At 51.2% G+C, this 21,454-nt stretch carries 24 protein-coding genes and 1 pseudogene; 11 read left to right on the top strand and 14 right to left on the bottom strand.

The features are described 5' to 3' along the window. The first annotated feature begins 129 nt into the window (after nt 1-129). Nucleotides 130-498: a hypothetical protein gene (locus HMPREF1051_RS00250; protein ID WP_003762605.1), complete on the top strand. Its 369-nt coding sequence runs from the start codon at nt 130-132 to the stop codon at nt 496-498. A 45-nt stretch (nt 499-543) separates the two neighbouring features. Continuing rightward, nucleotides 544-777 (top strand): hypothetical protein, encoded by a 234-nt coding sequence (locus tag HMPREF1051_RS00245; protein WP_003762631.1) that lies wholly within the window; start codon nt 544-546, stop codon nt 775-777. 201 nt (nt 778-978) lie between these two features. On the opposite strand, the gene HMPREF1051_RS00240 is transcribed toward HMPREF1051_RS00245, so the two are convergent. The 4 genes from HMPREF1051_RS00240 to dnaA form a co-directional block, all read right to left on the bottom strand. After that, complete coding sequence (locus tag HMPREF1051_RS00240) at nt 979-2,640, bottom strand: electron transfer flavoprotein-ubiquinone oxidoreductase (protein ID WP_003762653.1); 1,662 nt, start codon at nt 2,638-2,640, stop codon at nt 979-981. 237 nt (nt 2,641-2,877) lie between these two features. Next, nucleotides 2,878-3,363, bottom strand: a complete 486-nt coding sequence (locus tag HMPREF1051_RS00235; protein WP_003762651.1) for a disulfide bond formation protein B — start codon at nt 3,361-3,363, stop codon at nt 2,878-2,880. A gap of 57 nt (nt 3,364-3,420) precedes the next feature. Then, entirely contained in the window at nt 3,421-4,524 is a 1,104-nt protein-coding gene (gene dnaN, locus HMPREF1051_RS00230) for a DNA polymerase III subunit beta (RefSeq protein ID WP_003758101.1), read from the bottom strand. Between the two features lie 148 nt (nt 4,525-4,672). Beyond that, entirely contained in the window at nt 4,673-6,223 is a 1,551-nt protein-coding gene (gene dnaA, locus HMPREF1051_RS00225; protein WP_036490853.1) for a chromosomal replication initiator protein DnaA, read from the bottom strand. 153 nt (nt 6,224-6,376) lie between these two features. Here dnaA and HMPREF1051_RS00220 point away from each other — a divergent pair, with 153 nt between their 5' ends. The 5 genes from HMPREF1051_RS00220 to yidC all read left to right on the top strand — a co-directional run bounded on the left by HMPREF1051_RS00220 (nt 6,377) and on the right by yidC (nt 9,098). After that, complete coding sequence (locus HMPREF1051_RS00220; RefSeq protein WP_231286228.1) at nt 6,377-6,595, top strand: hypothetical protein; 219 nt, start codon at nt 6,377-6,379, stop codon at nt 6,593-6,595. 53 nt (nt 6,596-6,648) lie between these two features. Further along, nucleotides 6,649-6,783, top strand: a complete 135-nt coding sequence (gene rpmH / locus HMPREF1051_RS00215) for a 50S ribosomal protein L34 (protein ID WP_002214728.1) — start codon at nt 6,649-6,651, stop codon at nt 6,781-6,783. A 2-nt stretch (nt 6,784-6,785) separates the two neighbouring features. Next, nucleotides 6,786-7,124, top strand: a complete 339-nt coding sequence (gene rnpA, locus HMPREF1051_RS00210; RefSeq protein ID WP_003758090.1) for a ribonuclease P protein component — start codon at nt 6,786-6,788, stop codon at nt 7,122-7,124. Beyond that, the gene (gene yidD / locus HMPREF1051_RS00205; protein ID WP_003762642.1) at nt 7,124-7,345 is read left to right on the top strand and encodes a membrane protein insertion efficiency factor YidD; all 222 of its coding nucleotides are present in this window, start codon (nt 7,124-7,126) and stop codon (nt 7,343-7,345) included. The genes rnpA and yidD overlap by 1 nt, the downstream gene beginning before the upstream one ends. A 112-nt stretch (nt 7,346-7,457) precedes the next feature. Further along, a complete protein-coding gene (yidC, locus tag HMPREF1051_RS00200) occupies nt 7,458-9,098 on the top strand; it encodes a membrane protein insertase YidC (protein ID WP_003762611.1) in 1,641 nt (546 codons plus the stop codon). 94 nt (nt 9,099-9,192) lie between these two features. Here yidC and HMPREF1051_RS00195 read toward each other — a convergent pair whose 3' ends face one another. The 9 genes from HMPREF1051_RS00195 to HMPREF1051_RS00155 all read right to left on the bottom strand — a co-directional run bounded on the left by HMPREF1051_RS00195 (nt 9,193) and on the right by HMPREF1051_RS00155 (nt 17,750). Further along, on the bottom strand, nt 9,193-9,909 hold the full coding sequence (locus HMPREF1051_RS00195; protein WP_003762619.1) for a YwqG family protein: 717 nt from the start codon (nt 9,907-9,909) through the stop codon (nt 9,193-9,195). 204 nt (nt 9,910-10,113) lie between these two features. Then, a complete protein-coding gene (locus HMPREF1051_RS00190) occupies nt 10,114-10,524 on the bottom strand; it encodes a ClpXP protease specificity-enhancing factor (RefSeq protein WP_003758080.1) in 411 nt (136 codons plus the stop codon). Between the two features lie 18 nt (nt 10,525-10,542). Further along, a complete protein-coding gene (locus HMPREF1051_RS00185) occupies nt 10,543-11,148 on the bottom strand; it encodes a glutathione S-transferase N-terminal domain-containing protein (protein ID WP_003762636.1) in 606 nt (201 codons plus the stop codon). A gap of 353 nt (nt 11,149-11,501) precedes the next feature. Continuing rightward, on the bottom strand, nt 11,502-12,884 hold the full coding sequence (locus tag HMPREF1051_RS00180; protein ID WP_003762613.1) for a TolC family protein: 1,383 nt from the start codon (nt 12,882-12,884) through the stop codon (nt 11,502-11,504). A gap of 75 nt (nt 12,885-12,959) precedes the next feature. Further along, nucleotides 12,960-13,250: a helix-hairpin-helix domain-containing protein gene (locus HMPREF1051_RS00175; protein WP_036490841.1), complete on the bottom strand. Its 291-nt coding sequence runs from the start codon at nt 13,248-13,250 to the stop codon at nt 12,960-12,962. 148 nt (nt 13,251-13,398) lie between these two features. After that, nucleotides 13,399-13,770, bottom strand: a complete 372-nt coding sequence (locus HMPREF1051_RS12590; protein WP_231286227.1) for a hypothetical protein — start codon at nt 13,768-13,770, stop codon at nt 13,399-13,401. A gap of 96 nt (nt 13,771-13,866) precedes the next feature. After that, nucleotides 13,867-14,343: a DUF1877 family protein gene (locus tag HMPREF1051_RS00165; RefSeq protein ID WP_003762649.1), complete on the bottom strand. Its 477-nt coding sequence runs from the start codon at nt 14,341-14,343 to the stop codon at nt 13,867-13,869. Nucleotides 14,344-14,534: 191 nt separating this feature from the next. After that, nucleotides 14,535-16,472, bottom strand: coding sequence for a MacB family efflux pump subunit (locus HMPREF1051_RS00160; protein WP_003762652.1), 1,938 nt, complete (start codon nt 16,470-16,472; stop codon nt 14,535-14,537). Nucleotides 16,473-16,568: 96 nt separating this feature from the next. After that, nucleotides 16,569-17,750, bottom strand: a complete 1,182-nt coding sequence (locus tag HMPREF1051_RS00155) for an efflux RND transporter periplasmic adaptor subunit (RefSeq protein ID WP_003762646.1) — start codon at nt 17,748-17,750, stop codon at nt 16,569-16,571. 365 nt (nt 17,751-18,115) lie between these two features. On the opposite strand from HMPREF1051_RS00155, the gene HMPREF1051_RS00150 reads away from it, so the two are divergent. The 3 genes from HMPREF1051_RS00150 to HMPREF1051_RS00140 all read left to right on the top strand — a co-directional run bounded on the left by HMPREF1051_RS00150 (nt 18,116) and on the right by HMPREF1051_RS00140 (nt 19,863). Then, nucleotides 18,116-18,577 (top strand): type IV pilin protein, encoded by a 462-nt coding sequence (locus HMPREF1051_RS00150; protein ID WP_003762655.1) that lies wholly within the window; start codon nt 18,116-18,118, stop codon nt 18,575-18,577. Further along, the gene (locus HMPREF1051_RS00145; protein WP_003762638.1) at nt 18,578-19,210 is read left to right on the top strand and encodes an SRPBCC family protein; all 633 of its coding nucleotides are present in this window, start codon (nt 18,578-18,580) and stop codon (nt 19,208-19,210) included. It begins immediately after the preceding gene. Between the two features lie 131 nt (nt 19,211-19,341). After that, the gene (locus HMPREF1051_RS00140) at nt 19,342-19,863 is read left to right on the top strand and encodes a DUF4189 domain-containing protein (protein ID WP_003762627.1); all 522 of its coding nucleotides are present in this window, start codon (nt 19,342-19,344) and stop codon (nt 19,861-19,863) included. A gap of 269 nt (nt 19,864-20,132) precedes the next feature. Here the strand turns inward: HMPREF1051_RS00140 and pheA are convergent, their stop codons facing one another. Continuing rightward, nucleotides 20,133-21,221: a prephenate dehydratase gene (gene pheA / locus HMPREF1051_RS00135; RefSeq protein ID WP_003762629.1), complete on the bottom strand. Its 1,089-nt coding sequence runs from the start codon at nt 21,219-21,221 to the stop codon at nt 20,133-20,135. 76 nt (nt 21,222-21,297) lie between these two features. Between pheA and HMPREF1051_RS13905 the strand changes: the two are divergent. Further along, nucleotides 21,298-21,454 (top strand): annotated as a pseudogene (locus HMPREF1051_RS13905) (IS5/IS1182 family transposase); the annotation flags it as partial.

Raw genomic sequence — 21,454 nt, 5'->3', positions numbered from 1 at the left:
CTGAAAAACCTTTACTATCTCAACGAGATAGATCGGCAAATCGAAAGGCGCAGAAGACCCGTAAATTACAACAACCCGCGCATATGTATGAAAGTTCCGGTTGTTGAAAACAGAGGTTCGCAACTCTGCATGCATCTCTTTCTCGACCGCGCGCTCCCCGCACCGAGGGCAGAACTGTATTTCAGCAACGATGACATCGGATATCAAGGCCCAGTCCTCACATACGAAAACGGCATCCTCATAGAAAGCACCGTTTACCACGATAATTTCGAGCTCCAAGAAGGCGGGAAACGTTACGAACGCATCAACGAAAAAACCTATGCCGTTACCCAATACGGCCGCGAACGCACACCCGTCGCCGGTTCGTACGCCGAAATATCGGCCGAACAGGCCGCACAGGAAATCGGCGTAAAAAGCGTGTATCTACAAGATGCGTTGTCTCCGTCCCTTTACGAACGCGTCGTGAAAGCAACGAAGAAAATACGCGGCTCGAAATAAACGGCGTTTTCAGACGGCCTGCCGCCTCCAATCTTGGAAACACCCATGCAGAAAACACATAAAAAACTCGCCATCATCGGTGCGGGCGGCCACGGCAAGGTCGTTGCCGCCACCGCACTGTCCGCCGCCCGCTGGACGGAAATCGTCTTTCTCGACGACGAAGCGGAAGGGGAAATACTCGGCCTGCCCGTCATCGGCTGCACAGGGCTGGCGGGCATGAGCGTTTTACCCGCCGAATACGATTTGGCCGTGGCCATCGGCAGCAACGCCGTCCACTAAAAAGTGCAGCCGATTCAAAATAAATCTCAAGAGCGGATGAATGCGTATTGTGATCAGGTAAATCAACGATATTCTGTTAAAGCCCATTCCCTGAAAAACCCAAAAGGTCGTCTGAAAACCTTAAATCAGGATTTTCAGACGACCTTTCTTTATCCGGCGCGGCAAATGTTTGCCCAACTTAACCAAAGCTACCGCCGAAACCTACATCCCGCCGTAATTCGGTCCGCTTGCGCCTTCGGGGCAAATCCAAGTGATGTTTTGCGTCGGATCTTTGATGTCGCACGTTTTGCAGTGCACGCAGTTGGCGGCGTTGATTTGCAGGCGCGGGCTGCCGTTTTCTTCGACGATTTCATACACACCGGCCGGACAATAGCGCGTTTCGGGCGAGGCGTATTCTTTGTAGTTCACGTCTATCATCGTTTGCGGATTTTTCAGCACCAAATGGTCGGGCTGGTTTTCTTCGTGCGCGAGATTGGCGAGGAAGACGCTGCTTAAGCGGTCGAAGGTCAACACGCCGTCGGGTTTCGGATAATCAATCGGCTTGCACGCGGCGGCTTTTTTGAGCTGCTCGTTGTCTTTGCCGTGATGTTTCAAGGTCCACGGAGCCTTGCCTCTGAAAATCATCTGGTCGATACCGGTATAGATTGAACCGAGGTAAACGCCCCATTTGAATGACGGACGCACATTACGCGCGGCGTAAAGCTCTTGATACAGCCAGCTTTGTTTAAAACGTTGCTGATAATCCGCCGCCTCTTTGCCGCTGTCGAAACCCTCCGCTTCTTCAAGGTTTTCCAACAAGGGGAACACAGCTTCTGCGGCAAGCATGGCGGATTTCATCGCGGTATGAATGCCTTTGATGCGCGGCATATTGAGGAAACCCGCCGCATCGCCGATTAAAACGCCGCCCTTGAACGAGAGCTTCGGCAGGCTTTGCAAACCGCCTTCAATCAGCGAACGCGCGCCGTAAGCAATGCGGCGGCCGCCTTCGAAGGTTTTGCGGATTTCGGGATGGGTTTTGAAACGTTGGAACTCTTCAAACGGCGACAGATAAGGGTTTTGATAGTCCAAACCGACCACGAAGCCGACGGCGACTTTGTTGTCATCGAAATGGTAAACAAACGCGCCGCCGTAGGTTTGACTGTCGAGCGGCCAGCCCGCGCTGTGCACCACCAAGCCGGGCTGATGTTTTTCAGACGACACTTCCCAAATCTCTTTGATGCCCAAGCCGTAAGTTTGCGGCTGACTGTTTTGGTCGAGTTGGAAACGTTCGATGACTTGTTTGGAAAGCGAACCGCGGCAACCTTCGGCAAACAGGGTTTGCTGCGCCCAAAGCTCCATGCCTGGCTGGAAACTGTCGGTCGGCTCGCCGTCTTTGCCGATGCCCATATTGCCGGTCGCAATGCCTTTGACCGAACCGTCTTCGTGATACAGCACTTCGGCGGCGGCAAAGCCCGGATAGATTTCCACGCCCATATTTTCCGCCTGCTCCGCCAGCCAGCGCACAACTTCGCCCAAGCTGACGATGTAGTTGCCGTGATTGTCGAAATTGGGAGTAACCGGCAGATTGAACGCTTTTTTCTCGGTCAGGAACAACACTTTGTCCTGCGTTACCGCGCGCGTCAGCGGCGCGCCTTTTTCTTTCCAGTCGGGAATCAGCTCATTCAGCGCAATCGGATCAATGACCGCCCCCGCCAGCGAATGCGCACCCGCCTCAGAACCCTTCTCCACCACGCAAACGCTGATTTCGCGCCCGTTTTTTTCGGCAAGCTGCTTGAGTTTGATGGCGGCGGACAAACCCGACGGGCCTGCGCCGACAATCACGACATCGTACTGCATACTGTCGCGGGTGATGGATTCTGTCATGGCGGTTCCTGTATGTTTATTATAGTGGATTAACTTTAAACCAGTACGGCGTTGCCTCGCCTTGCCGTACTATCTGTACTGTCTGCGGCTTCGTCGCCTTGTCCTGATTTAAATTTAATCCACTATATTGAATTGAAAACCCGCGATTATACAACGGGAACATATAGTTACCAAATACATCAAAGGTCGTCTGAAAACCATATTTTCGGTTTTCAGACGACCTTTTCATCTTTGCAGCTATTTGGTTTTGAACCAGGCAAACCACACCAATACAATCACAAAGCCAAAATAGGCGATGCTCCAGTACGGCAGTGCAATACCCAGCAGATAGTCCGGTACGGCACAATCGCCAAAGCCACGCACAATCGGTTCAAACCAGTCAAACAGCGGCCAGTCCTTCAAACGGAAAGTCCACGGCGCACCGCAGGACGGCGCGCTGCCCGGTGGCAGGCTTTGCAGCCACAATTGATAGGCCGCAACACCCGCACCATAAACCGCCGGCACACTGACCAACAAGGCGCTGAACAGTCTGCCAATCTTAGAAGCCTGACGGAAAAATGCTGCCGCCAAAGCCACCAATCCGACCGCCAAAACCGACAAGCGCTGCAAAATACATAAAACGCAAGGGTCCATTCCCAAAACATATTGCGAGACGAACGAACCGCAGGCAGCCAAGATCGATAAGACAACCAGAAAAAAGATAGTTTTTCTAAAAAAATTCATAACCTTAAACTTTCCAATTATTCAGACGACCTTTTCATTCATTTCAAAACAACCACATCAAATGCGCATCGGCATAACGATGTATTTGAAGTTTGGGTTGTTCGGTACGGTAAACAAGGTCGAGCGGTTGGCATCGCCGAAGGCAAGCTGCATATCGTCGGAATGGATGTTGCGCAATACGTCCATCAGATAGCCGATATTGAAGCCGACTTCGAGTTCGCCGCCTTGGTAGGCGATTTCGAGTTCTTCGCGTGCTTCTTCCTGCTCGTTGTTGCTGCACACGACGCTCAAGAGGCCGGGTTGCAGGAACAGGCGCGCGCCGCGGAATTTTTCGTTGGCAAGGATGGCGGCACGTTCAAGCGCGCCCAAAAGTTGGGTACGGGAAACGAGGAAGATTTTGTCGTTGTCCAGCGGGATGACGCGGTTGAAGTCGGGGAATTTGCCGTCGATGACTTTGCTGACGATGGTCGTGCCGTTGCATTGGAAGCGTACTTGGTTGTTGAGCAACTCGACGCTGATGGGTTCGGACGGGTTGTTCAGCAGTTTGAAGAGTTCCAAAACGGTTTTGCGCGGCAGGATGACTTCGGTTTTGGGCAGTTCGGCTTCGATTTGGCTGGCGGCGTAGGCAAGGCGGTGGCCGTCGGTGGCGACGAGGCGCAGTTGGTTGCCTTCAACCTGCATCAGCAAGCCGTTGAGGTAGTAGCGGATGTCTTGTACTGCCATACTGTATTGGACTTGCGAAAGCATGGTTTTGAAAGTCTCCTGCGACAGGGAAAACGCTGCGCTGATGTCCTCACCGACGCTCATCAACGGGAAATCTTCGGCAGGCAGGGTTTGCAGGGCAAAGCGTGATTTGCCTGCACGCAGGGTCAGGCGGTTGTCCGCCCAGTCGAGCGAAACGATGGCGCTGTCGGGCAAGGCGCGCAGGATGTCTTGGAATTTTTTGGCGTTGGTGGTGATGCGGAAGTCGCCTGCCTGACTTTCCGGGCCGGCCGTGTTGATTTGGATTTCCAAGTCGGTCGCCAGGAGTTTGGTTTGACCGTCTTTGCTTTCGAGCAGGACGTTGGAGAGGATGGGCAGGGTATGGCGGCGTTCGACGATACCGGTAACGGCTTGCAGCGGCTTGAGCAGACTGTCGCGGTCGGCTTGTAAAATCAGCATGGTCAATTCCTTTTGAATCGGTTATTTCGGGTGTTTTTGAATCGGGTTCGGCGGACGAGATGGTTGATTCGCCGCCGTTAAAATCAAAGTGTATTTGTGTTTTCAGACGACCTTTTAAGAGAGGGGTCGTCTGAAAGCCGGTTCTGGCTCAGTTTTGAATCAGAATCAGGAGTTTTTCGTAATCTTGCGCCAACTCGGGATCTTCTTCGCGCAGTTTTGCTACTGCTTTCACGCCGTGCATGACGGTCGTGTGGTCGCGTCCGCCGAACGCGTCGCCGATGGACGGCAGGCTGAGGGTGGTCAGCTCTTTGGTCAGGCTCATGGCGACTTGACGCGGACGGGCAATGTTGCGCGTGCGCTTTTTGCCGAGTATATCGCTGATTTTAATACGGTAATATTTGGCAGTCGCGTCGATAATGGTGTCGGCAGTAATGATTTTGTGTTTTTCGGCAATGATGTCCTGCAAAGCCGTACGCGCCAAATCCATGTCGATAACAGGACGATTCATAAAGCGGCTGCTGGCGCTGACGCGGTTGAATGCGCCTTCCAGTTCGCGCACGTTGGAACGAATCAGGTTGGCGACAAACAATGCGGCTTCGTCTTCAATGCTGATGCCTGCTGCTTCTGCCTTTTTCTGCAAAATTGCCACGCGCATTTCCAGCTCGGGCGGCTCGAGTTCCAAAGTCAAACCCCATGAAAAACGCGATTTGAGGCGGTCGTCCATACCTTCGATTTTGGCAGGCAACACGTCGCAAGTGAGGATGAGCTGTTTTTTCTCGTTGTGGAAATGGTTGTACAGATAGAAGAATTCTTCCATCGTGCGGTCTTTGCCTTTGATGAACTGGATGTCGTCGATAATCAGCAGGTCGTATTGTTTGTATTGCTGCTTGAACACATCGTAAGTATTGTTGCGCACCGCCTTCATAAAGCTGCGGATATAGTCGTCTGAATGCATATAGCGCACTTTGGCGTCGGGACGGTTTTTCAGCAGTTCGTTGCCGATGGCCTGCACCAAGTGGGTTTTACCCAAACCCGTGCTGCCGTACAGGAAAAACGGGTTGTAGCCCTGCCCCGGGTTTTCCGCAATGGCTTGGGCGGCGGCGGCGGCAAGGCGGTTGCCCTTACCTTCTACCAAGGTATCGAATGTGTAGTCACGCGACAGATTGGTCTGTTCATAACGCGCTTCTTCCGCATCGCGCTGCGCTTCCGTTTTGGCTTTGGCAACGGCTTTGGATTCTGCGGGCGCGGCGGCAGGCTGCTTGTTTTCGTGCGGCAGGTTTTTCATGCGCTGCGCCAAAATATCCGCCGCCGTTTTCACAACGGAGGGTCTGTCTGAGTTTTCAGACGACGTCCCGTCCGAAAAAGATTCTTGCGCGTCCGCTTTCGGCATTTCTTCCGTCAACGCAGCATGTTCAGGCGCAACCGCCCCCGCATTTTCCGCCATTTCATAATGCTGCCCCGCGCCCGCCTTAAACGCAAAAGCCGCCTGTTGCGGAGCCAATTCCGCACGCACCACTTCGATTTTGGCGGCAAACTGGCTTTTGAGCATATTGCAGGCAAACTGGTTTTTACCGTAAACCACCCACACGCCGTTTTCCTCGCCCACGGTCAAGGGCGCAATCCATTGCGCGAACTGCCCGGCAGGCAAAATATCGTGAAGTCGGCGGAGGCACTGCGGCCAAAATTCTGCTAGCGTCATGAATAAGCTCGAGTCGTGGAAATCGTTGGAAAGAAACGGAGAGAAACCGTCGGAAATTGCAACCTTTGAAAATGCGGTTTCAGCCCGACGGAAAAAGTGTCGCAAATACCGCACAAACTCTATCCGCCAAACCGGACGCCGTCTGAAAATACAATGAAATTATTTTTGGAAAATCATCACGATAAATCCGCATCAACATTTTCAGACGACCTATCGCCCGACAAAGGGACAGGAAGTGCCGATTATACCCACTCCGCCAAACTTTATCCACAACCTGCCGGAAATTTTATCCACAAAGCGCCGCGCAAATCCGCAAACCGAATCACCCCGCGCGCCATATCCATTTACTCAACCGAGATTGACAAAAGATGAAAATTAGAGTGTAATTCACGGTTTATTTATCTACCGATTTTTTAGGAAACATCATGAAACGCACTTATCAACCTTCTGTTACCAAACGCAAACGTACCCACGGCTTCCTGGTTCGCTCCAAAACCCGCGGTGGCCGCGCAGTATTGGCAGCTCGTCGCGCCAAAGGCCGCAAACGCTTGGCAGTGTAATTTTGGACTACCGCTTCGGAAAGCAGTACCGCTTATTAAAAACGGATGATTTTTCATCCGTTTTTGCGTTCAAAAACCGGCGCAGCCGCGATTTGCTGCAAGTTTCCCAATCTGCCGACAACGGATTGAACCATCCGCGGCTCGGCTTGGTCGTCAGCAAAAAAACAGCGAAACGCGCGCATGAACGCAACTACATGAAGCGCGTCATCCGCGATTGGTTCAGACTGAACAAAAACAGCCTGCCGCCGCATGATTTCGTCGTACGCGTCCGCCTGGCATTCAACCGGCAAAATGCCGCCGAAGCCCGAAACCAATTGGCACAACTCATGCGCAAACGCTGATGAATACCCTGTTGTCCAAATTCATCCTCGCGCTGATCCGTTTTTACCAATACGCCATCAGCCCGCTGATACCGCCGCGCTGCCGCTATACCCCGACCTGTTCGCAATATGCGGTCGAGGCAGTCAAAAAATACGGTGCATTCAAAGGCGGCTGGCTCGCCCTCAAACGCATCGCCCGCTGCCACCCATTCGGCGGACACGGACACGACCCTGTCCCGTAATCCGAATCATTCGGATAGCTTGATTTCCTTTAATTTCCCGTCGGTTTCTATATAATGCCGTCTGAAGCAGTTTTCATCTCCATTACATACCCGTCAATTCCAGGAATCTCTTATGGATTTTAAAAGATTTATAGCATTTTTTGCCATTTCGCTGGCAATCTATGCCGGCTGGGAACATTTCTTCCCCAGCCCCAAACCCAATCCGGCACAACAAGCCGTGCAGCAACAGCAGCAAACCGCCGCAACCGCTGCCGCTGAAGCCGCACTCGCCCCCGCAACGCCGATTACCGTAACGACTGACACGGTCAAAGCCGTCATCGACGAAAAAAGCGGCGACCTGCGTCAAATGACCCTGCTCAAATACAAAGCAAATGGCGACGAAAACAAACCCTTCACCCTGTTTAACGACAGCAAAGAATACACCTACGTTGCCCAGTCCGAGCTTTTGGACGCACAAGGTAACATCCTGAAAGGCGTCAACTTTACCGCAGCGCAAAAACAATACAGCCTCAACGGCGACAAAGTCGAAGTCCGCCTGAGCGCGCCGGAAACAAACGGACTGAAAATCGACAAAGTCTATACCTTTACCAAAGACAGCTACCTCGTCAACGTCCGTTTCGACATCACCAACACCAGCGGCAAGCCCGCCAACCTGAGCGCAGACTACCGCATCGTACGCGACCGCAGCGAACCCGAAGGTCAAGGCTACTTTACCCGCTCTTTCGTCGGCCCGGTGGTTTACACCCCCGAAGGCAAATTCCAAAAAGTCAGCTTCTCCGACTTGGACGACGATGCCAAATCAGGCAAAAACGAAGCCGAATACGCCCGCAAAACCCAAACCGGCTGGCTCGGCATGATTGAACACCACTTCATGTCCACTTGGATTCTCCAACCCAAAGGCGGACAAAGCGTTTGCGCCGCAGGCGACTGCCGTATCGACATCAAACGCCGCAACGACAACCTGTACAGCACCAGCGTCAGCGTTCCCCTTGCCGCCATCCAAAACGGCGCGAAATCCGAAGCCTCCATCAACCTCTACGCCGGCCCGCAGACCACATCCGTCATCGCCAATATCGCCGACAACCTGCAACTGGCAAAAGACTACGGCAAAGTACACTGGTTCGCCTCCCCCCTCTTCTGGCTCCTGAACCAACTGCACAACATTATCGGCAACTGGGGCTGGGCAATCATCGTTTTGACCATTATCGTCAAAGCCGTACTCTACCCGCTGACCAACGCCTCTTACCGCTCGATGGCAAAAATGCGCGCCGCCGCGCCCAAACTGCAAGCCATCAAAGAAAAATACGGCGACGACCGTATGGCGCAACAGCAAGCCATGATGCAGCTTTACAAAGACGAAAAAATCAACCCGCTGGGCGGCTGCCTGCCCATGCTGTTGCAAATCCCCGTCTTCATCGGCTTGTACTGGGCGTTGTTTGCCTCCGTAGAATTGCGTCAGGCACCTTGGCTGGGCTGGATTACCGACCTTAGCCGTTCCGACCCTTACTACATTCTGCCCGTAATTATGGCGGTAACCATGTTTGCCCAAACATTCCTCAACCCGCCGCCGACCGACCCGATGCAGGCAAAAATGATGAAAGTCATGCCGCTGATTTTCTCAGCCATGTTCTTCTTCTTCCCTGCAGGTCTGGTATTGTACTGGGTAGTCAACAACCTCCTGACCATCGCCCAACAATGGCACATCAACCGCAGCATCGACAAACAACGCACCCAAGGCGAAGTTGTTTCCTAACAGCGGTTTGACATACTAAAAAAGGTCGTCTGAAAACTTAATTTCAGACGACCTTTTTGTTTGGGAGCATTATAAAAGATGGCTGATCGGGCATTTAACAACAATCAAACACAAATGCCACACGGCTGAAATCGCGTTTAGCCAAATCTTCGGGCGTAATGAAGAAATTCGCCACACCGGAGTCGCCCCACATCAGTTTTCCAGTATAGCGGTCTTTTTCATTGATATCAGTGTCTAATTGCAACAGCAGGATGTATTTGCGCCAATCAGAACAAGTGATGGTAGCGGGATCATCAAAATCAGCGTCTTCATCACACTCAAGAAACGGGTCGCCCTGAAGAAAAATCGGAGAACCACCGATTTTATGCCCTTGAGATTTATTGAAATCTGCATCTTCCTCCTCTTCGCTTGCCGCTTGAAAAATCAGCGGAAACTCCCCAGAAAACGGCAGACATTCTGAATCGGTTGCCTGATAAGCGGAAAAATCGGTTTGCAATTCGCTCTCGGGCAATAATTCGGGATAGTACATAATGCGCCAGCCGGCTTGTTCCGACAGATTTTCAAAGTCGTAGCCTAAGCCGTAATCCAGCCCATCAACAAAAACTTGCAAGATGCCACGCTCGGGGAAACCGGGCAACGGTGGCACTTCGGCAAAGTTGATTTGTGCCACTAGGGTCAGCGGATGCTTTTTCTCGGCGTGATACGGGTATTTGGCGTTTTTTGGCAGGTAGGGCGTACCGCCGATTTTGCTTTGATAGGCCGTGGTAGCAGCAGCTTCTCCCAATGTGAAGCAGACGGCAGGACGGTACATGAGGTTCTCCTATCGGATAAAAAGTGTTGAATGGAATAAATTATATCGGATTAAATCAATGTTTACCTGAAATCTCCGAGAGGTCGTCTGAAAGTTTAAACTTACTAAACTAGAGCACACTTTTGAAATACTCCTCCCCCTTCCCGATGAACACAAAAAGGTCGTCTGAAAACTTAATTTCAGACGACCTTTTACATTTCCAACCTATTTCACAAACTTCAACACCTTGCCGGATTTTGCCGGCGCATCGGTTTCTTGTTTGTTTTCAGTTTCCTGTTCCGGTTGTTCTTTATCGGAAGGTTCATAGGGCTCGACTTCAAATCCCATGCCTTCGCCGCTTTCTCGGGCAAACAGGCTGACAACGTGTCCGACCGGAATCCAAATATCGTGCGCCACGCCGCCAAAGCGGGCCGAAAAGCTGATCCAATCGTTGTCGATATTCAGATTATGGCTGGCAGTCGGTCCGATATTGAGGACAATCTCGTTTTCGCGAACATACTGCATGGGGACGCGGGTATGTTCGTTTACCCATGCGACAATGTGCGGCGTTTGATTGTTGTCCGTACACCATTCGTACAAAGCGCGAATCAGATAAGGCTTGGTAGATGTCGTCATGATGAATCCTTTCGGCCTTTAACGGCGCATTGCCTTCTCAGCGGGGGTCATGGCTTCGATAAAGGCTTCGCGTTGGAAGATACGTTCGGCGTATTTCAGCAATGGTGCGGCGGATTTGCCGAGTTTGATGTCGTAATGGTCAAGACGCCACAGCAATGGAGACAACGCCACGTCAATCATTGAGAAATCATCGCCGAGAATGTATTTGTTTTTGGTGAACGCAGGCGCGAGCATGGTCAGACCGTTGCCGATGGCTTCGCGCGCTTTCGCCATTTCTTTATTGGTGGAATTCGGGTTTTCCAATACATGCACCAGGCTGAACAGCTCTTTTTCCATGCGGAACAAAACCAATCGTCCGCGGCCGCGCATGACGGGGTCGCCGGGCATCAGTTGCGGATGGGGAAAGCGTTCGTCTATGTATTCATTGATGATATTGGATTCATAGAGGATCAAATCACGTTCAACCAAAACGGGGACTTGGTTATACGGATTCATTACAGCAAGATCTTCGGGCTTATTGAAAATATCAACGTCTTTGATTTCAAAATCCATGCCTTTTTCGTACAGGACGAAGCGACAGCGTTGGCTGAACGGGCATGTAATGCCTGAATATAATATCATCATGGTATTGGGCTCCTATAAGCATCCCAGACAATTTACTGCCTGAAATTGCAGAATAAAACAATCGCAAAATTATACGCGATTGCATCCAACAATTCCACAAAAAGCACATATCCTTTTGTTTATCAAGCTATTTTCAATAAAATTCGAATTTCTAAAAAACGATATCCAAACTCAAATTCTTTGCTTTTCCGATGCGTTTCGATTTTTACAGCAAATTTAAACCGCGGCGGGACATTACCGACGTCTTTACTGCACAAACGAAAAAATCGGCGGTTTGTTTCCGACAAGCCGTCAAAAAGGTCGTCTGAAAACCGTTTTTCTCAGTTTTCAGACGACCTCTTGAGCCGACCGCCCTACTTCGGCGTATAACGTCCCGCCATCGCTTTATACACCATGTTTTCGTATTTCAGCGTTTCATACCGCTGGTTCAGCACGTTTTGGGCGGAACCGTATTCGCTGTTCAGCGCTTCCAGCCAGTCTTTCAGCTCGTTTTTGCCGTGTTGGTAGCGCACTTGGTAGTAGCGGCTGTTTTTCTTGTCCAAGGCGTAACGCTGCTCTTGGTTGCTGAGCGCGGCTTGGGCGTTTTGGTAGGCGAGGTAGTTGGTGTTGACTTCGTTCAGCGCGGTGGTCAGGGCTTTTTCAAAGTCGAGTTTGGCACTGTCGAAATTGGCTTGGGCGGCTTTGTCTTTCCATTTCATGGTCTGCCAGTTGAGGAACGGCAGGTTGATGGTGGCGGAGCCGCCCAAGAGCGGGATATTGAACGCGCTTTTGGCTTTTTCAGACGACGTGCTCAAGCTCGCGCCCAATGTAATCGAGGGATACCAACTGCGTTTTTGCGCTTCGACGGATTGGAGCGAGGATTGCAGGCGGTATTCGGCGGCGCGCAGGTCGGGGCGGTTCGCCAACACGGTAATCGGTACGTCGAGGTTCACGCCTTTGACGGGCAGCAGGCGGTATTGTGCGGGGTCGGCGGCGATGGCTTCGTTCGGCTTGAGGTTGAGCAGGTTGCGTAAAACCTGTTTTTGCGTGTCGAGGCTGTTTTTCAGGGAAATCAGGTTGTTTTGCGCGCTCAACAGCGATTGTTTCGCCTGCGTCGGCTGGCTGGAATCGGCTCTGCCGTAGCGGAACTTGGCATCGGCAATGTGGTTGATTTCCTGATATTGCTTGAGGGATTTTTGCGCCAATTCAATGGCTTCGTTGAGGTAGGCAATATTGAAATAGGCGTCGGCGACATTGTTGATCAAAGTCAGGCGCGTGTTCGCCATATCCTGCCGCGTGGCTTGGTATTCCCATACTTGCGCGTCGGCGGTGGCACTGAGTTTGCGCCACAAATCCAGTTCGTAGCTCAAGCCGAGCTGGCTGCTGAAGGTGTTGCCGTGGCTGCCGGTTTTTAGGTTTTTGGATGTAGACGCACTCAACGAGCCGCTGAACGACGGCACCAAATCCGCCCCCAAAATATTCGCCTGATATAGGGCTTTATTGACGCTGATGGCCGCCTGTTTCAAATCGATATTGTTTTCCAAAGCCTGCGCCATCAGGGCGTTGAGCTGCGGGCTTTGGTAGATTTCCCACCAGTTGCCGTTCACGTCGTAACGTTCGGCGGTTTCCGCCGCACTCATCACCTGCCCCGTCGATTCGAGCGTGAGGTTTTTGTCGGTGCTGTGGACGGCGCACGCGCTTAAGGCAAGGGCGAGCGACAGGGATAATGCCGTCTGAAAAAAAGGTTTTTTCTGCATGTTGTGTCTTTCGGTTTAAGGTTTCAGACGACCTGAAAAGTTTGGAGGTCGTCTGAACAATCTCATCGGCTGCGTTTATTTATCGGCTAAAAACGCTTTTCGCTGTTCCGTAAAATGCCACCACGGCTTCGGTTCGTTCCCCTGCATAAAATCAACCAGCGACAGGAAAATATCGATCATGCAGGGATCGTGTCGGGTTGCGGTCAGGCTGCATAGGCGGGAATACATTTCATAAGCGTCCTGCCCCGCCAAATCCTGCGGCTGCGTGATGCCGAGCAAAACCAAATCCTCCGCCACGGCTTTGCCGACATTGGGCAGGTCGATCAATGTATTCAGCTTGCTTCGTTGTACTTTGTCGGGGTTCATGTTTTTACCCTTTGGTTTGGAGGCCGTCTGAAAACCTGCAACCGGATGTATCAACTTGTTTTCGCGGGCAAAGCCCACGCTACTTTCACCGCCGTCATTCCCGCCTGCGTAGAATTTATGTCGGATACAAGTATCCGACCTACTTTTTTCAGACTTTTTCTAAGTTCTTCAAACAATTTTTCAGAAGACGTTTTAACTGCTTGGCAGTTTGCGGATGCATCGGCTCTTGCAGTTTACGCTCCAACCGATCGGCTTCGTGTTCGAGTTCATGCTTATACCTGACTCTGGAGCGTTGCTGTCTCTCCAATATTTGCAACTGTTGCCGCCACAAATCCTGCTGCAATTTCTGCCATTCTTTGGTTTTATGCTTCGACGGAAGCGGAATTCTATCGGACAGCTCCACACATGGTTTGGCACACTGCGAACAACGGGGCGAACTGCTGTCTTGGGGGCGGAAATAGCGTTTCGGACGGCGCACGGCGGTGCGGCAGGAAAAACAAACGTAATTCGTATTACTCATTTCAATAAAATTCAATTAAATCAATTATTCATGTACCTTTCGCCGTTGAATCCGTTTTTCAGACGACCTCTTCCCATTCAAAAAGGTCGTCTGAAATCATGAAATCCTAACCACGACGCCGCAATGCTGTTCGGCGGCGGCTTGGTAGAACGCGGTGAGTTCTTTAAACCGCTGCGTCAATTCTGCGCGGGTTTCGGCAAAGGCTTTTTCGTCGCCCCAAATATCGGGGTAGATTTGGTTGTTTTGAAAATCTGCTGCGGTTTTGCCGTCGAGCAGCGCGGCGAAGTCAGCTTGGTTCAGGGCTTGGGCTACTTCGGCGGTTTCGGTATCGTCGATCCATCCGGTGTGTTCGCCCGCTTCTTCATCCTGCCGCAGGATGTTGCCGATAATGGCTTTGCTCAACGGGTTTGCCGCGTCTGCATCGTCCGAGCCTTTGCCGGTCAGGACGAAATGCAGCGCGTCCCATAGTTTGCCTGCGCTGCATTCTGATACGGCGGCAGGCGTGCCGGAGGAGGCTTTGATTTGTTCGATGCCGCTTTGCGGATAGGCTGTGTATGTTGCGTAAACGTCCATAGGTTTCCTTGTATTGAAGGCTGAAGATGCCTGTTTCGGGAGGGGTCGTCTGGAATATGTTGCGGATTCGGACGACGCTCGGGCTGTTTTCGCAATGTATTGTGTGAATCGTGTATTCGGTGTTGCGTCGGGTTCTGACCCGACTTTTGCTTTTTCAGACGACCCCTTAGGTTTGGAGGTCGTCTGAAAACTTAATCCTTAGACAAGGCATCAATCGGATTGAGCTTGGAGGCTTTGTTGGCGGGCATAAAACCGAACGCTACGCCGATGGCGGTGGAACAGACAACCGCGCCGATAACAGAGCCGATGGAAATTTCCATTGGAAATTCGGTAACGAAATGGTTGAACACGAGGCTGATGGCTGTGGACAGCCCTACTCCGACCAAACCGCCGATAATACAGATTAAGACCGCTTCAATCAGGAATTGTTGCAGGATGTTGTTTCGCCGCGCGCCAATCGCCATGCGCACGCCGATTTCTTTGGTGCGCTCGGTTACGGACACCAGCATGATGTTCATCACGCCGATGCCGCCGACCACCAACGAAATCAAGGCGATGGAGGAAATCAGCAGCTTCATCGTGCCAGTGGTGCTTTCAACCATCTGCTTGATGCTGTCGCTGTTGTTCATGAAAAAGTCTTCCGTACCATGCCGCGTTTTGAGCAGCTCGGTCAGCCCTTTTTCGGCGACTTGGGTGTTGGCATCGTCTTTGATTTTGACGGTAATCGAGTTGGTGTGGCTCTCGCCGGTAATTTGGTGCATCACGGTCGTATAGGGCGACCAGAGCATCAATACGTCGGCGTTGCCGAAGGAGTTTTCTTCTTTTTGCATCACGCCGATGACGGTCAGCGGGCGTTTGTTGAAGAGAACGGTTTTGCCCAAGGGATTGACGTCTGTGCCAAAGAGTTTTTCTTTGGTGTTTTGGTCGATCACAACGACTTGCGCGTCTTCTTTTACATCGCCCTCGTCAAACAGGCGGCCTGATTCCAGCTTCAGCCCTCGCACGTCGAAATATTGTTCGCCCACTCCGTAAAGCGAGGCGGACAAATCGGTGTTGCGGTAAGTCAGCGTGCCGCCGGAGGTGGTTTGCGGCGTGGCGGAAGCGACGTAGCTTTGCTTGGCGATGACTTTGGCGTCGTCAATGGTCAGGGTTTTAATCCTGCCGCTGCGCCTGTCGCCGAAGCCGCGCCCGGGGAAGATGCTGATGGTGTTCGTCCCCATCGCGCTGATGTCTGCGAGGATTTTTTTCTCAGAACCGTTGCCCAAAGCGACGACGGACACGACCGAGGCGATACCGATGATGATGCCGAGCATGGTCAGGAGCGAGCGCATTTTGTGCGCCATAATCGCCTGCACCGACATTTTGAAGGCTTCGACGAATTGGTCGTAATAAAACAGCCACGAAGATTTTTCTTTGATGCGTTCTATTTTACTTTCGGGGATTTCGGGATTTTTTGAACTGTCGGAGATGATTTCGCCGTCGCGGATTTCGATGATGCGGTTGGCGATGGCGGCGATACCGGGATCGTGCGTAACCATAATCACGGTATGCCCTTCTTTATGCAGCTTTTGGATGATTTCAATCACATTTTTGCCGCTGGCGGTATCGAGCGCACCGGTCGGTTCGTCGGCGAAGATGATTTCGCCGCCGTTCATCAGGGCGCGGGCGATGGAGACGCGTTGCTGCTGACCGCCGGAAAGTTCGCTGGGTTTGTTGCCTTCTTTGCCTTCCAAACCCAAATCCTGCAACAGCTTCTCCGCGCGCGTGGAACGCTCTTTACCGCCCATGCCCATATACACGGCAGGCAGGGCGACGTTGTCCCGCGCCGTCAGCGAACCCAAAAGGTTGTAGCGTTGGAAAATAAAGCCGAAGCGTTCGCGCCGCAATGCCGCCAATTCGTCCGGCTCCATTTTGGCGGTTTCGATGCCGTCGATTTGATACGAACCCGAAGTCGCGCTATCCAAGCAGCCGAGGATGTTCATCAGCGTGGATTTGCCCGAACCGGACTGCCCGATGATGGCGACGAAATCGCCCTTCTCTATCGACAGGCTGACATCTTTCAAAACATGAACGCGGTTCGCGCCGCTGCCGAAGTAGCGGTTGATGTTTTTACATTCGATTAAGCTCATAAGTGTTTCCGACCGATAATGATGTATGGAGTGGAAAGGTCGTCTGAAAGGGGAATTTTGCTAACAAACAAAACTTTCAGACGACCTATTGCCTATTTATCTCGGCGGACCGCCCTGCATGGCGCGTTGCGCCGCTTCAGCCTGCTCCGCCGCGCTCATTTCCGACATCACTACCTTGTCGCCTTCTTTCAAACCGCTTTTCACTTCGGTGTTCATACTGTCTTTCAGACCGACCGTAATCTCGCGTTCCGAAGCTTTACCGTCCGCGCCCAAAACGCTGACAAACGATTTGCCGTCGTGTTTTTTAATCGTCAGCGTCGGCACGAGCAAAACGTTTTTCACGCCGTTGATTTCAATCGTATTCTGCGTCGTCATACCGATAGAAAGTTTGCCGTCGGGATTAGGCACCAAAGCGCGGGCGTAGTAGTAAATCGCATTGGAAGTCGTGTCCGTGCTGGTGGTGTAGCTGCCCAGCGACATCGTGGTCAAGCCCGGGTCGACGCTGTCTAGTTTCGCCTTAATCGGCGTATCCGGTTCGGACAGAATCGTAAACGAAATGTCCTGCCCCGCTTTGACCTTGGTAATATCGCCTTCGGCAATCTGCATTTTGTTCAACATCGTATCCAGATTCGCCAACTGGATAATCGTCGGCGTGGACTGTACCGCGTTCACGGTCTGCCCTTCCTCCACCGGAATCGCCACCACCGTACCGTCCATCGTCGCGGTAATACGGGTATAGCCCAATTCCGATTCGGCGGTATTGATGGAAATTTTGGTTTGCTTGATGGAAGCCTTCAGCTCGGCAACGTTTGCCTTAGCCGCAGCCAACGCATCCTTCGCGCTTTCCAAATCTTCTTTAGACGTCGCGTTTTCCTTCCACAAAGCCGCTTCGCGCTTGTATTTCTTCTCCGCGCTGTTCAACGCAATTTCGGCAGAAACCAATTTCGCCTGATACGTTTCCAGCTTGGATTTTTCCGTATTCAGCGTGTTCACCTGAGTGGTCGAATTGATTTCCGCAATCAAATCGCCCTTATTGACCTGCTGTCCGAGCTTGACGTACAGCTTCTTAATCTGCCCCGAAGCCTGCGCGCCCACCGATACCAGATTCGACGGCGAAATCTCACCCGTAGCGGATACCGTCTGGCTGATGTCGCCGCGTTTGACCGTTTCCGTGATGTAAGAAGTTTGCGGTTCGGGCTGGAAATAAGACCACGCAGCAAACCCAAGCACCGCAGCAACCGTTATTCCAACCGTCCATTTATTAATAATTTTTGCCATAACTGACTTTCTGATTCATCCATTTCATCTGTTCAATCCGGCACCCGATTCATGTCGCATAATCCCAACACTTATCCGCCGAAAACGCTGAAAACGGGCAGATTTTACTGTAAACATCCACCCCAGCCAAGACAATAATCGACTAAACTAAAATTTAACTTATTGTTTTAAATAGAAATAATCAAAACCCTTTTCCAGAATATTTCAACGTATTTACATATTTTCCCAATCTCAATATTTATCCAAACATTCAAAACAAGAGAAAAGAACTATAATTCAACATCTATCAAACCCAACAACAGCCGCCTCCCCGAACCTTTCAGACGACCCGGCATGATAAATATAACAACACAATGACACTTACTATGAAAAACAAATCACAAGGTTTTACTCTCCCCGAGCTACTCGTTGTCGTCCTGATCATCGCGATTTTAGCGACGATCGGCTATCCCTCTTACCAACGCTACGTCCGCAAAACACGCTTGGAAAGCGTCCGCTCCGAGCTGCTGATCAACGCCCAAAACCTCGAGCGTTACTACGCCCAGCATGCGACCGTAAAAGCCGAAGCAGGCAATCCCTCGTTGCCTCCCTTGGTTCAAAACCAATATTTCAATATCTCCATCTTCAACTTCGAAGGCCCGGACGACAACGATAAAAAAATCGTAAACTCCGCCTCCTCAAGATACATCCTCGAAGCCAAACCCACAGACGAATACAAGTCCACTGAGACCTGCTCCGTTTACCTCAACAGCGACGGCATCTTCTGGGCAAGCAATTCCAAAAACAATGAAGACTGCCCGGGCTTCGAACCCATCAGCCAAGAATAATTGAAACCTACCGCCGCGATTCATCATAAAGGTCGTCTGAAAATTTTCAGACGACCTTTATTCTATTATCAACACCAAATCACGCCGTTCAATGCAATTTATGAACTGATACCGACCGCACCACTCTTATCCATATCCCCATCTTTGCCCACAACGGTCGATATCATGCTGACTTACACCCGCAGCGTCCGGCTGGATGCGCCGCTCGAACCGATATTCCGCTACTGTACTTCCCGACACGGATTTGCCTGTCAGTTTCCGTTTGACGTGCAATGGCTGTCGGAAAAGGAATACTGGGCGCGTGGAGATATTTTGGATTTCAGATACAGAATTTGCGGGATTTGGTTGCGGCATCGCGCCGAAATCATTTCGCTTGAGCCGAACCAATCGTTTACCGACCTGATGCTGGAAGGGATTTACCGCTCCTTCCGCCATACGCATGAATTCAGATTTTCCGGAGGACGTACCTGTGTGACGGATACGGTGGAATTTACTTTCGGGCTGGGAAAAACGGTTGACCGGCTAATCGGATTGCCGACTTTGCGTCGGACATTTGAAAAACGCCACTGTTTATTAAAAGAGTGGGCTGCCCGATGGAATGGTCATGTTGAAAAAACGCAGCAAATTGAATAAGTAATATAATACTTCATGGACAACATCACGACCACAGACACCATGAAACAACCCGGCAAAGGAAGTAAGCCACCCTAGTATTTCTACATTTAAATATTAAAATTTTTAAAAAACAAAAGATTGGAATTGTAATGAAAAAATTGCTTTTTGTATTGTTAGGACTGACAAGCCTTAATGTTTATGCTGCTGACCCAACCTATGATGCAACCAGGGGCGCATTGCAAAATAATTCGGCATTATGTCAGTATGGCTACAATCCCAACTGTGCGTCGTCTCGTCAGCACCAACGAAAACAGCCTACGGAAATTGTTAACATCAATGTCCCTTCAAAATATTTAGCATGGGCAATCAATCCTAAAACAGGTATTTCAGGTGGTGCAATGGATATGGATTCACTTGAGGCAGCCAAAAGACAAGCCATCAAGACCTGTGAACAAGGAGGGAGCAATGCTCCATGTGTAGTTGCAAAATGGGTTAGAAACGGCTGTCTTGCAGTTGCACAAGGTAGATATAAAGGCAAATGGAAAACTTTCTATGGAGTAGATGATCTTGGTCGTGCCGAAGCTAATGCATTAAATCAATGCCATACAACCGCAGGTGTAACACAGTGCAGAATTACCACTCCGGAAGGTTGCGCTCTGCCTAAATATTAATAGACCAAATGCCGTCTGAAATTTCAGACGGCATTTTATAAAAAATCGGCTTTATACCCGTCCTTATCTTATGCCTGCTGTTCAAAAGAACTGTGCCGCTGTTTATCAAAGACCGGCATGAGCGTGTAAAAGCATCCTTTAAAAAGCGCGGCATCCATACCGAAGTCTGATTGGTTCTGAAAAAACGCGTTCAATATTTCAGACGACCCTTGTTTAGCGAAAAAACAGGTCGTCTGAATGTTCAGACGACCTTCTTCATTCCTTCTACATCACAAAACGGCTGCCGGATAGGACCCGATGACTTTGACAAACGATGCGCGTTCGCTCAAGAGCCGCAGTGCGTTTTGGACTTTTTCGTCGTTTTGATGTCCTTCGATGTCGATGAAGAACAGGTATTCCCACAGCGCGGATTTGCTCGGGCGGCTTTCGAACTTAGTCATGGAAATGCCCGATTCGGTAAACGGCTGCAACAGCGCGGCGACGGCGCCGGCGCGGTTGGGCGCGGAGACTGCCAGCGAGGTTTTGTCATTGCCGCTGCTGCCTGTATCTTGATGCCCCATGACCAAGAAGCGCGTGGTGTTGTTCGGCTCGTCTTCGATACATTCGGCGACATAGTTCAAATGATAAATATCCGCTGCGGTACGCCCCGCGATGGCGGCGATACTGGGGTCGTCTGATTCTGTCACCAGCCTTGCCGCCTCTCCGTTGCTGGAAACGGCGATGCGCTCGGCGTTGGGCAGGTTGCGTCCGAGCCAGTCGTTGCATTGCGCCAGCGCTTGGGCGTGTGCGATGACTTTTGTGATGCCGCCCAATTCGTGCGTGCCTTTACGCAAAAGGTTGTGATGGATGCGGACAATGACTTCGCCGCAGGCTTTCAATGCGGTTACCGCCAATAAGTCTAAGGTGCGGCCGACCGAACCTTCGGTCGAGTTTTCAACCGGTGCGACCAAATAATCCGCCTGCCGCGTTTCGACTTGTCGGAAACACTGGTCTATGGTTTGAAAAGCGGCGGTATGGGCGGCATGGCCGAAATGTTTAATGGCTGCCTGCTGGGTAAACGTTCCCTGCGGACCGAGGTAGGCAATCGTCAGCGGACGCTCCACCGCCAAGCATTCACTCATCACTTCGCGAAACAGCCTTGCGATGGACTCGTCAGGCAGCGGGCCTTGGTTCAAACTCTGAATCCGCCTCAATACCGCCACTTCGCGCTCGGGACGGTACACCGCACCCGTTCCTTTCAATTCGCCGATGGCGTGCGCATGACCTGCGCGCTCGTTCAACAGGCGCAAAATCTCGGCATCGATTTCATCAATGGCATTGCGGTGCGGCAAAAGCTGTTCGTCAATGGATAAGGACATATCGACAAGCCCCTTTGTGATTCATTCATCAATATAAACAATCATTTTAACATCAAACAGGTCGTCTGAAAGCCTGAATACGTTTTCAGACGACCTGTTTTATAGTGGATTAACTTTAAATCAGGACAAGGCGACGAAGCCGCAGACAGTACAGATAGTACGGCAAGGCGAGGTAACGCCGTCCTGGTTTAAAGTTAATCCACTATATCATAAACGGCGTCATTTTCAGACGA

Origin of the sequence: Neisseria sicca VK64, assembly GCF_000260655.1 — a bacterium.
GTDB classification, from domain to species: Bacteria; Pseudomonadota; Gammaproteobacteria; order Burkholderiales; family Neisseriaceae; genus Neisseria; species Neisseria sicca_B.
This window is presented reverse-complemented; position numbering and strand designations above follow the sequence as displayed.

What these genes read in the sequence shown, in the direction of transcription:
- HMPREF1051_RS00175 (WP_036490841.1), bottom strand. Translation starts at nt 13,250, where the DNA reads ATGAACCCCGACAAAGTACAACGAAGCAAGCTGAATACATTGATCGAC.
- HMPREF1051_RS00160 (WP_003762652.1), bottom strand. Translation starts at nt 16,472, where the DNA reads ATGAGCTTAATCGAATGTAAAAACATCAACCGCTACTTCGGCAGCGGC.
- HMPREF1051_RS00150 (WP_003762655.1), top strand. Translation starts at nt 18,116, where the DNA reads ATGAAAAACAAATCACAAGGTTTTACTCTCCCCGAGCTACTCGTTGTC.
- HMPREF1051_RS12590 (WP_231286227.1), bottom strand. Translation starts at nt 13,770, where the DNA reads ATGAGTAATACGAATTACGTTTGTTTTTCCTGCCGCACCGCCGTGCGC.
- HMPREF1051_RS00165 (WP_003762649.1), bottom strand. Translation starts at nt 14,343, where the DNA reads ATGGACGTTTACGCAACATACACAGCCTATCCGCAAAGCGGCATCGAA.
- dnaN (WP_003758101.1), bottom strand. Translation starts at nt 4,524, where the DNA reads ATGCTGATTTTACAAGCCGACCGCGACAGTCTGCTCAAGCCGCTGCAA.
- rpmH (WP_002214728.1), top strand. Translation starts at nt 6,649, where the DNA reads ATGAAACGCACTTATCAACCTTCTGTTACCAAACGCAAACGTACCCAC.
- HMPREF1051_RS00245 (WP_003762631.1), top strand. Translation starts at nt 544, where the DNA reads ATGCAGAAAACACATAAAAAACTCGCCATCATCGGTGCGGGCGGCCAC.
- HMPREF1051_RS00140 (WP_003762627.1), top strand. Translation starts at nt 19,342, where the DNA reads ATGAAAAAATTGCTTTTTGTATTGTTAGGACTGACAAGCCTTAATGTT.
- yidD (WP_003762642.1), top strand. Translation starts at nt 7,124, where the DNA reads ATGAATACCCTGTTGTCCAAATTCATCCTCGCGCTGATCCGTTTTTAC.
- HMPREF1051_RS00195 (WP_003762619.1), bottom strand. Translation starts at nt 9,909, where the DNA reads ATGTACCGTCCTGCCGTCTGCTTCACATTGGGAGAAGCTGCTGCTACC.
- HMPREF1051_RS00180 (WP_003762613.1), bottom strand. Translation starts at nt 12,884, where the DNA reads ATGCAGAAAAAACCTTTTTTTCAGACGGCATTATCCCTGTCGCTCGCC.
- HMPREF1051_RS00185 (WP_003762636.1), bottom strand. Translation starts at nt 11,148, where the DNA reads ATGATGATATTATATTCAGGCATTACATGCCCGTTCAGCCAACGCTGT.
- HMPREF1051_RS00190 (WP_003758080.1), bottom strand. Translation starts at nt 10,524, where the DNA reads ATGACGACATCTACCAAGCCTTATCTGATTCGCGCTTTGTACGAATGG.
- HMPREF1051_RS00250 (WP_003762605.1), top strand. Translation starts at nt 130, where the DNA reads ATGCATCTCTTTCTCGACCGCGCGCTCCCCGCACCGAGGGCAGAACTG.
- HMPREF1051_RS00220 (WP_231286228.1), top strand. Translation starts at nt 6,377, where the DNA reads ATGAAATTATTTTTGGAAAATCATCACGATAAATCCGCATCAACATTT.
- pheA (WP_003762629.1), bottom strand. Translation starts at nt 21,221, where the DNA reads ATGTCCTTATCCATTGACGAACAGCTTTTGCCGCACCGCAATGCCATT.
- HMPREF1051_RS00240 (WP_003762653.1), bottom strand. Translation starts at nt 2,640, where the DNA reads ATGACAGAATCCATCACCCGCGACAGTATGCAGTACGATGTCGTGATT.
- yidC (WP_003762611.1), top strand. Translation starts at nt 7,458, where the DNA reads ATGGATTTTAAAAGATTTATAGCATTTTTTGCCATTTCGCTGGCAATC.
- dnaA (WP_036490853.1), bottom strand. Translation starts at nt 6,223, where the DNA reads ATGACGCTAGCAGAATTTTGGCCGCAGTGCCTCCGCCGACTTCACGAT.
- HMPREF1051_RS00235 (WP_003762651.1), bottom strand. Translation starts at nt 3,363, where the DNA reads ATGAATTTTTTTAGAAAAACTATCTTTTTTCTGGTTGTCTTATCGATC.
- HMPREF1051_RS00155 (WP_003762646.1), bottom strand. Translation starts at nt 17,750, where the DNA reads ATGGCAAAAATTATTAATAAATGGACGGTTGGAATAACGGTTGCTGCG.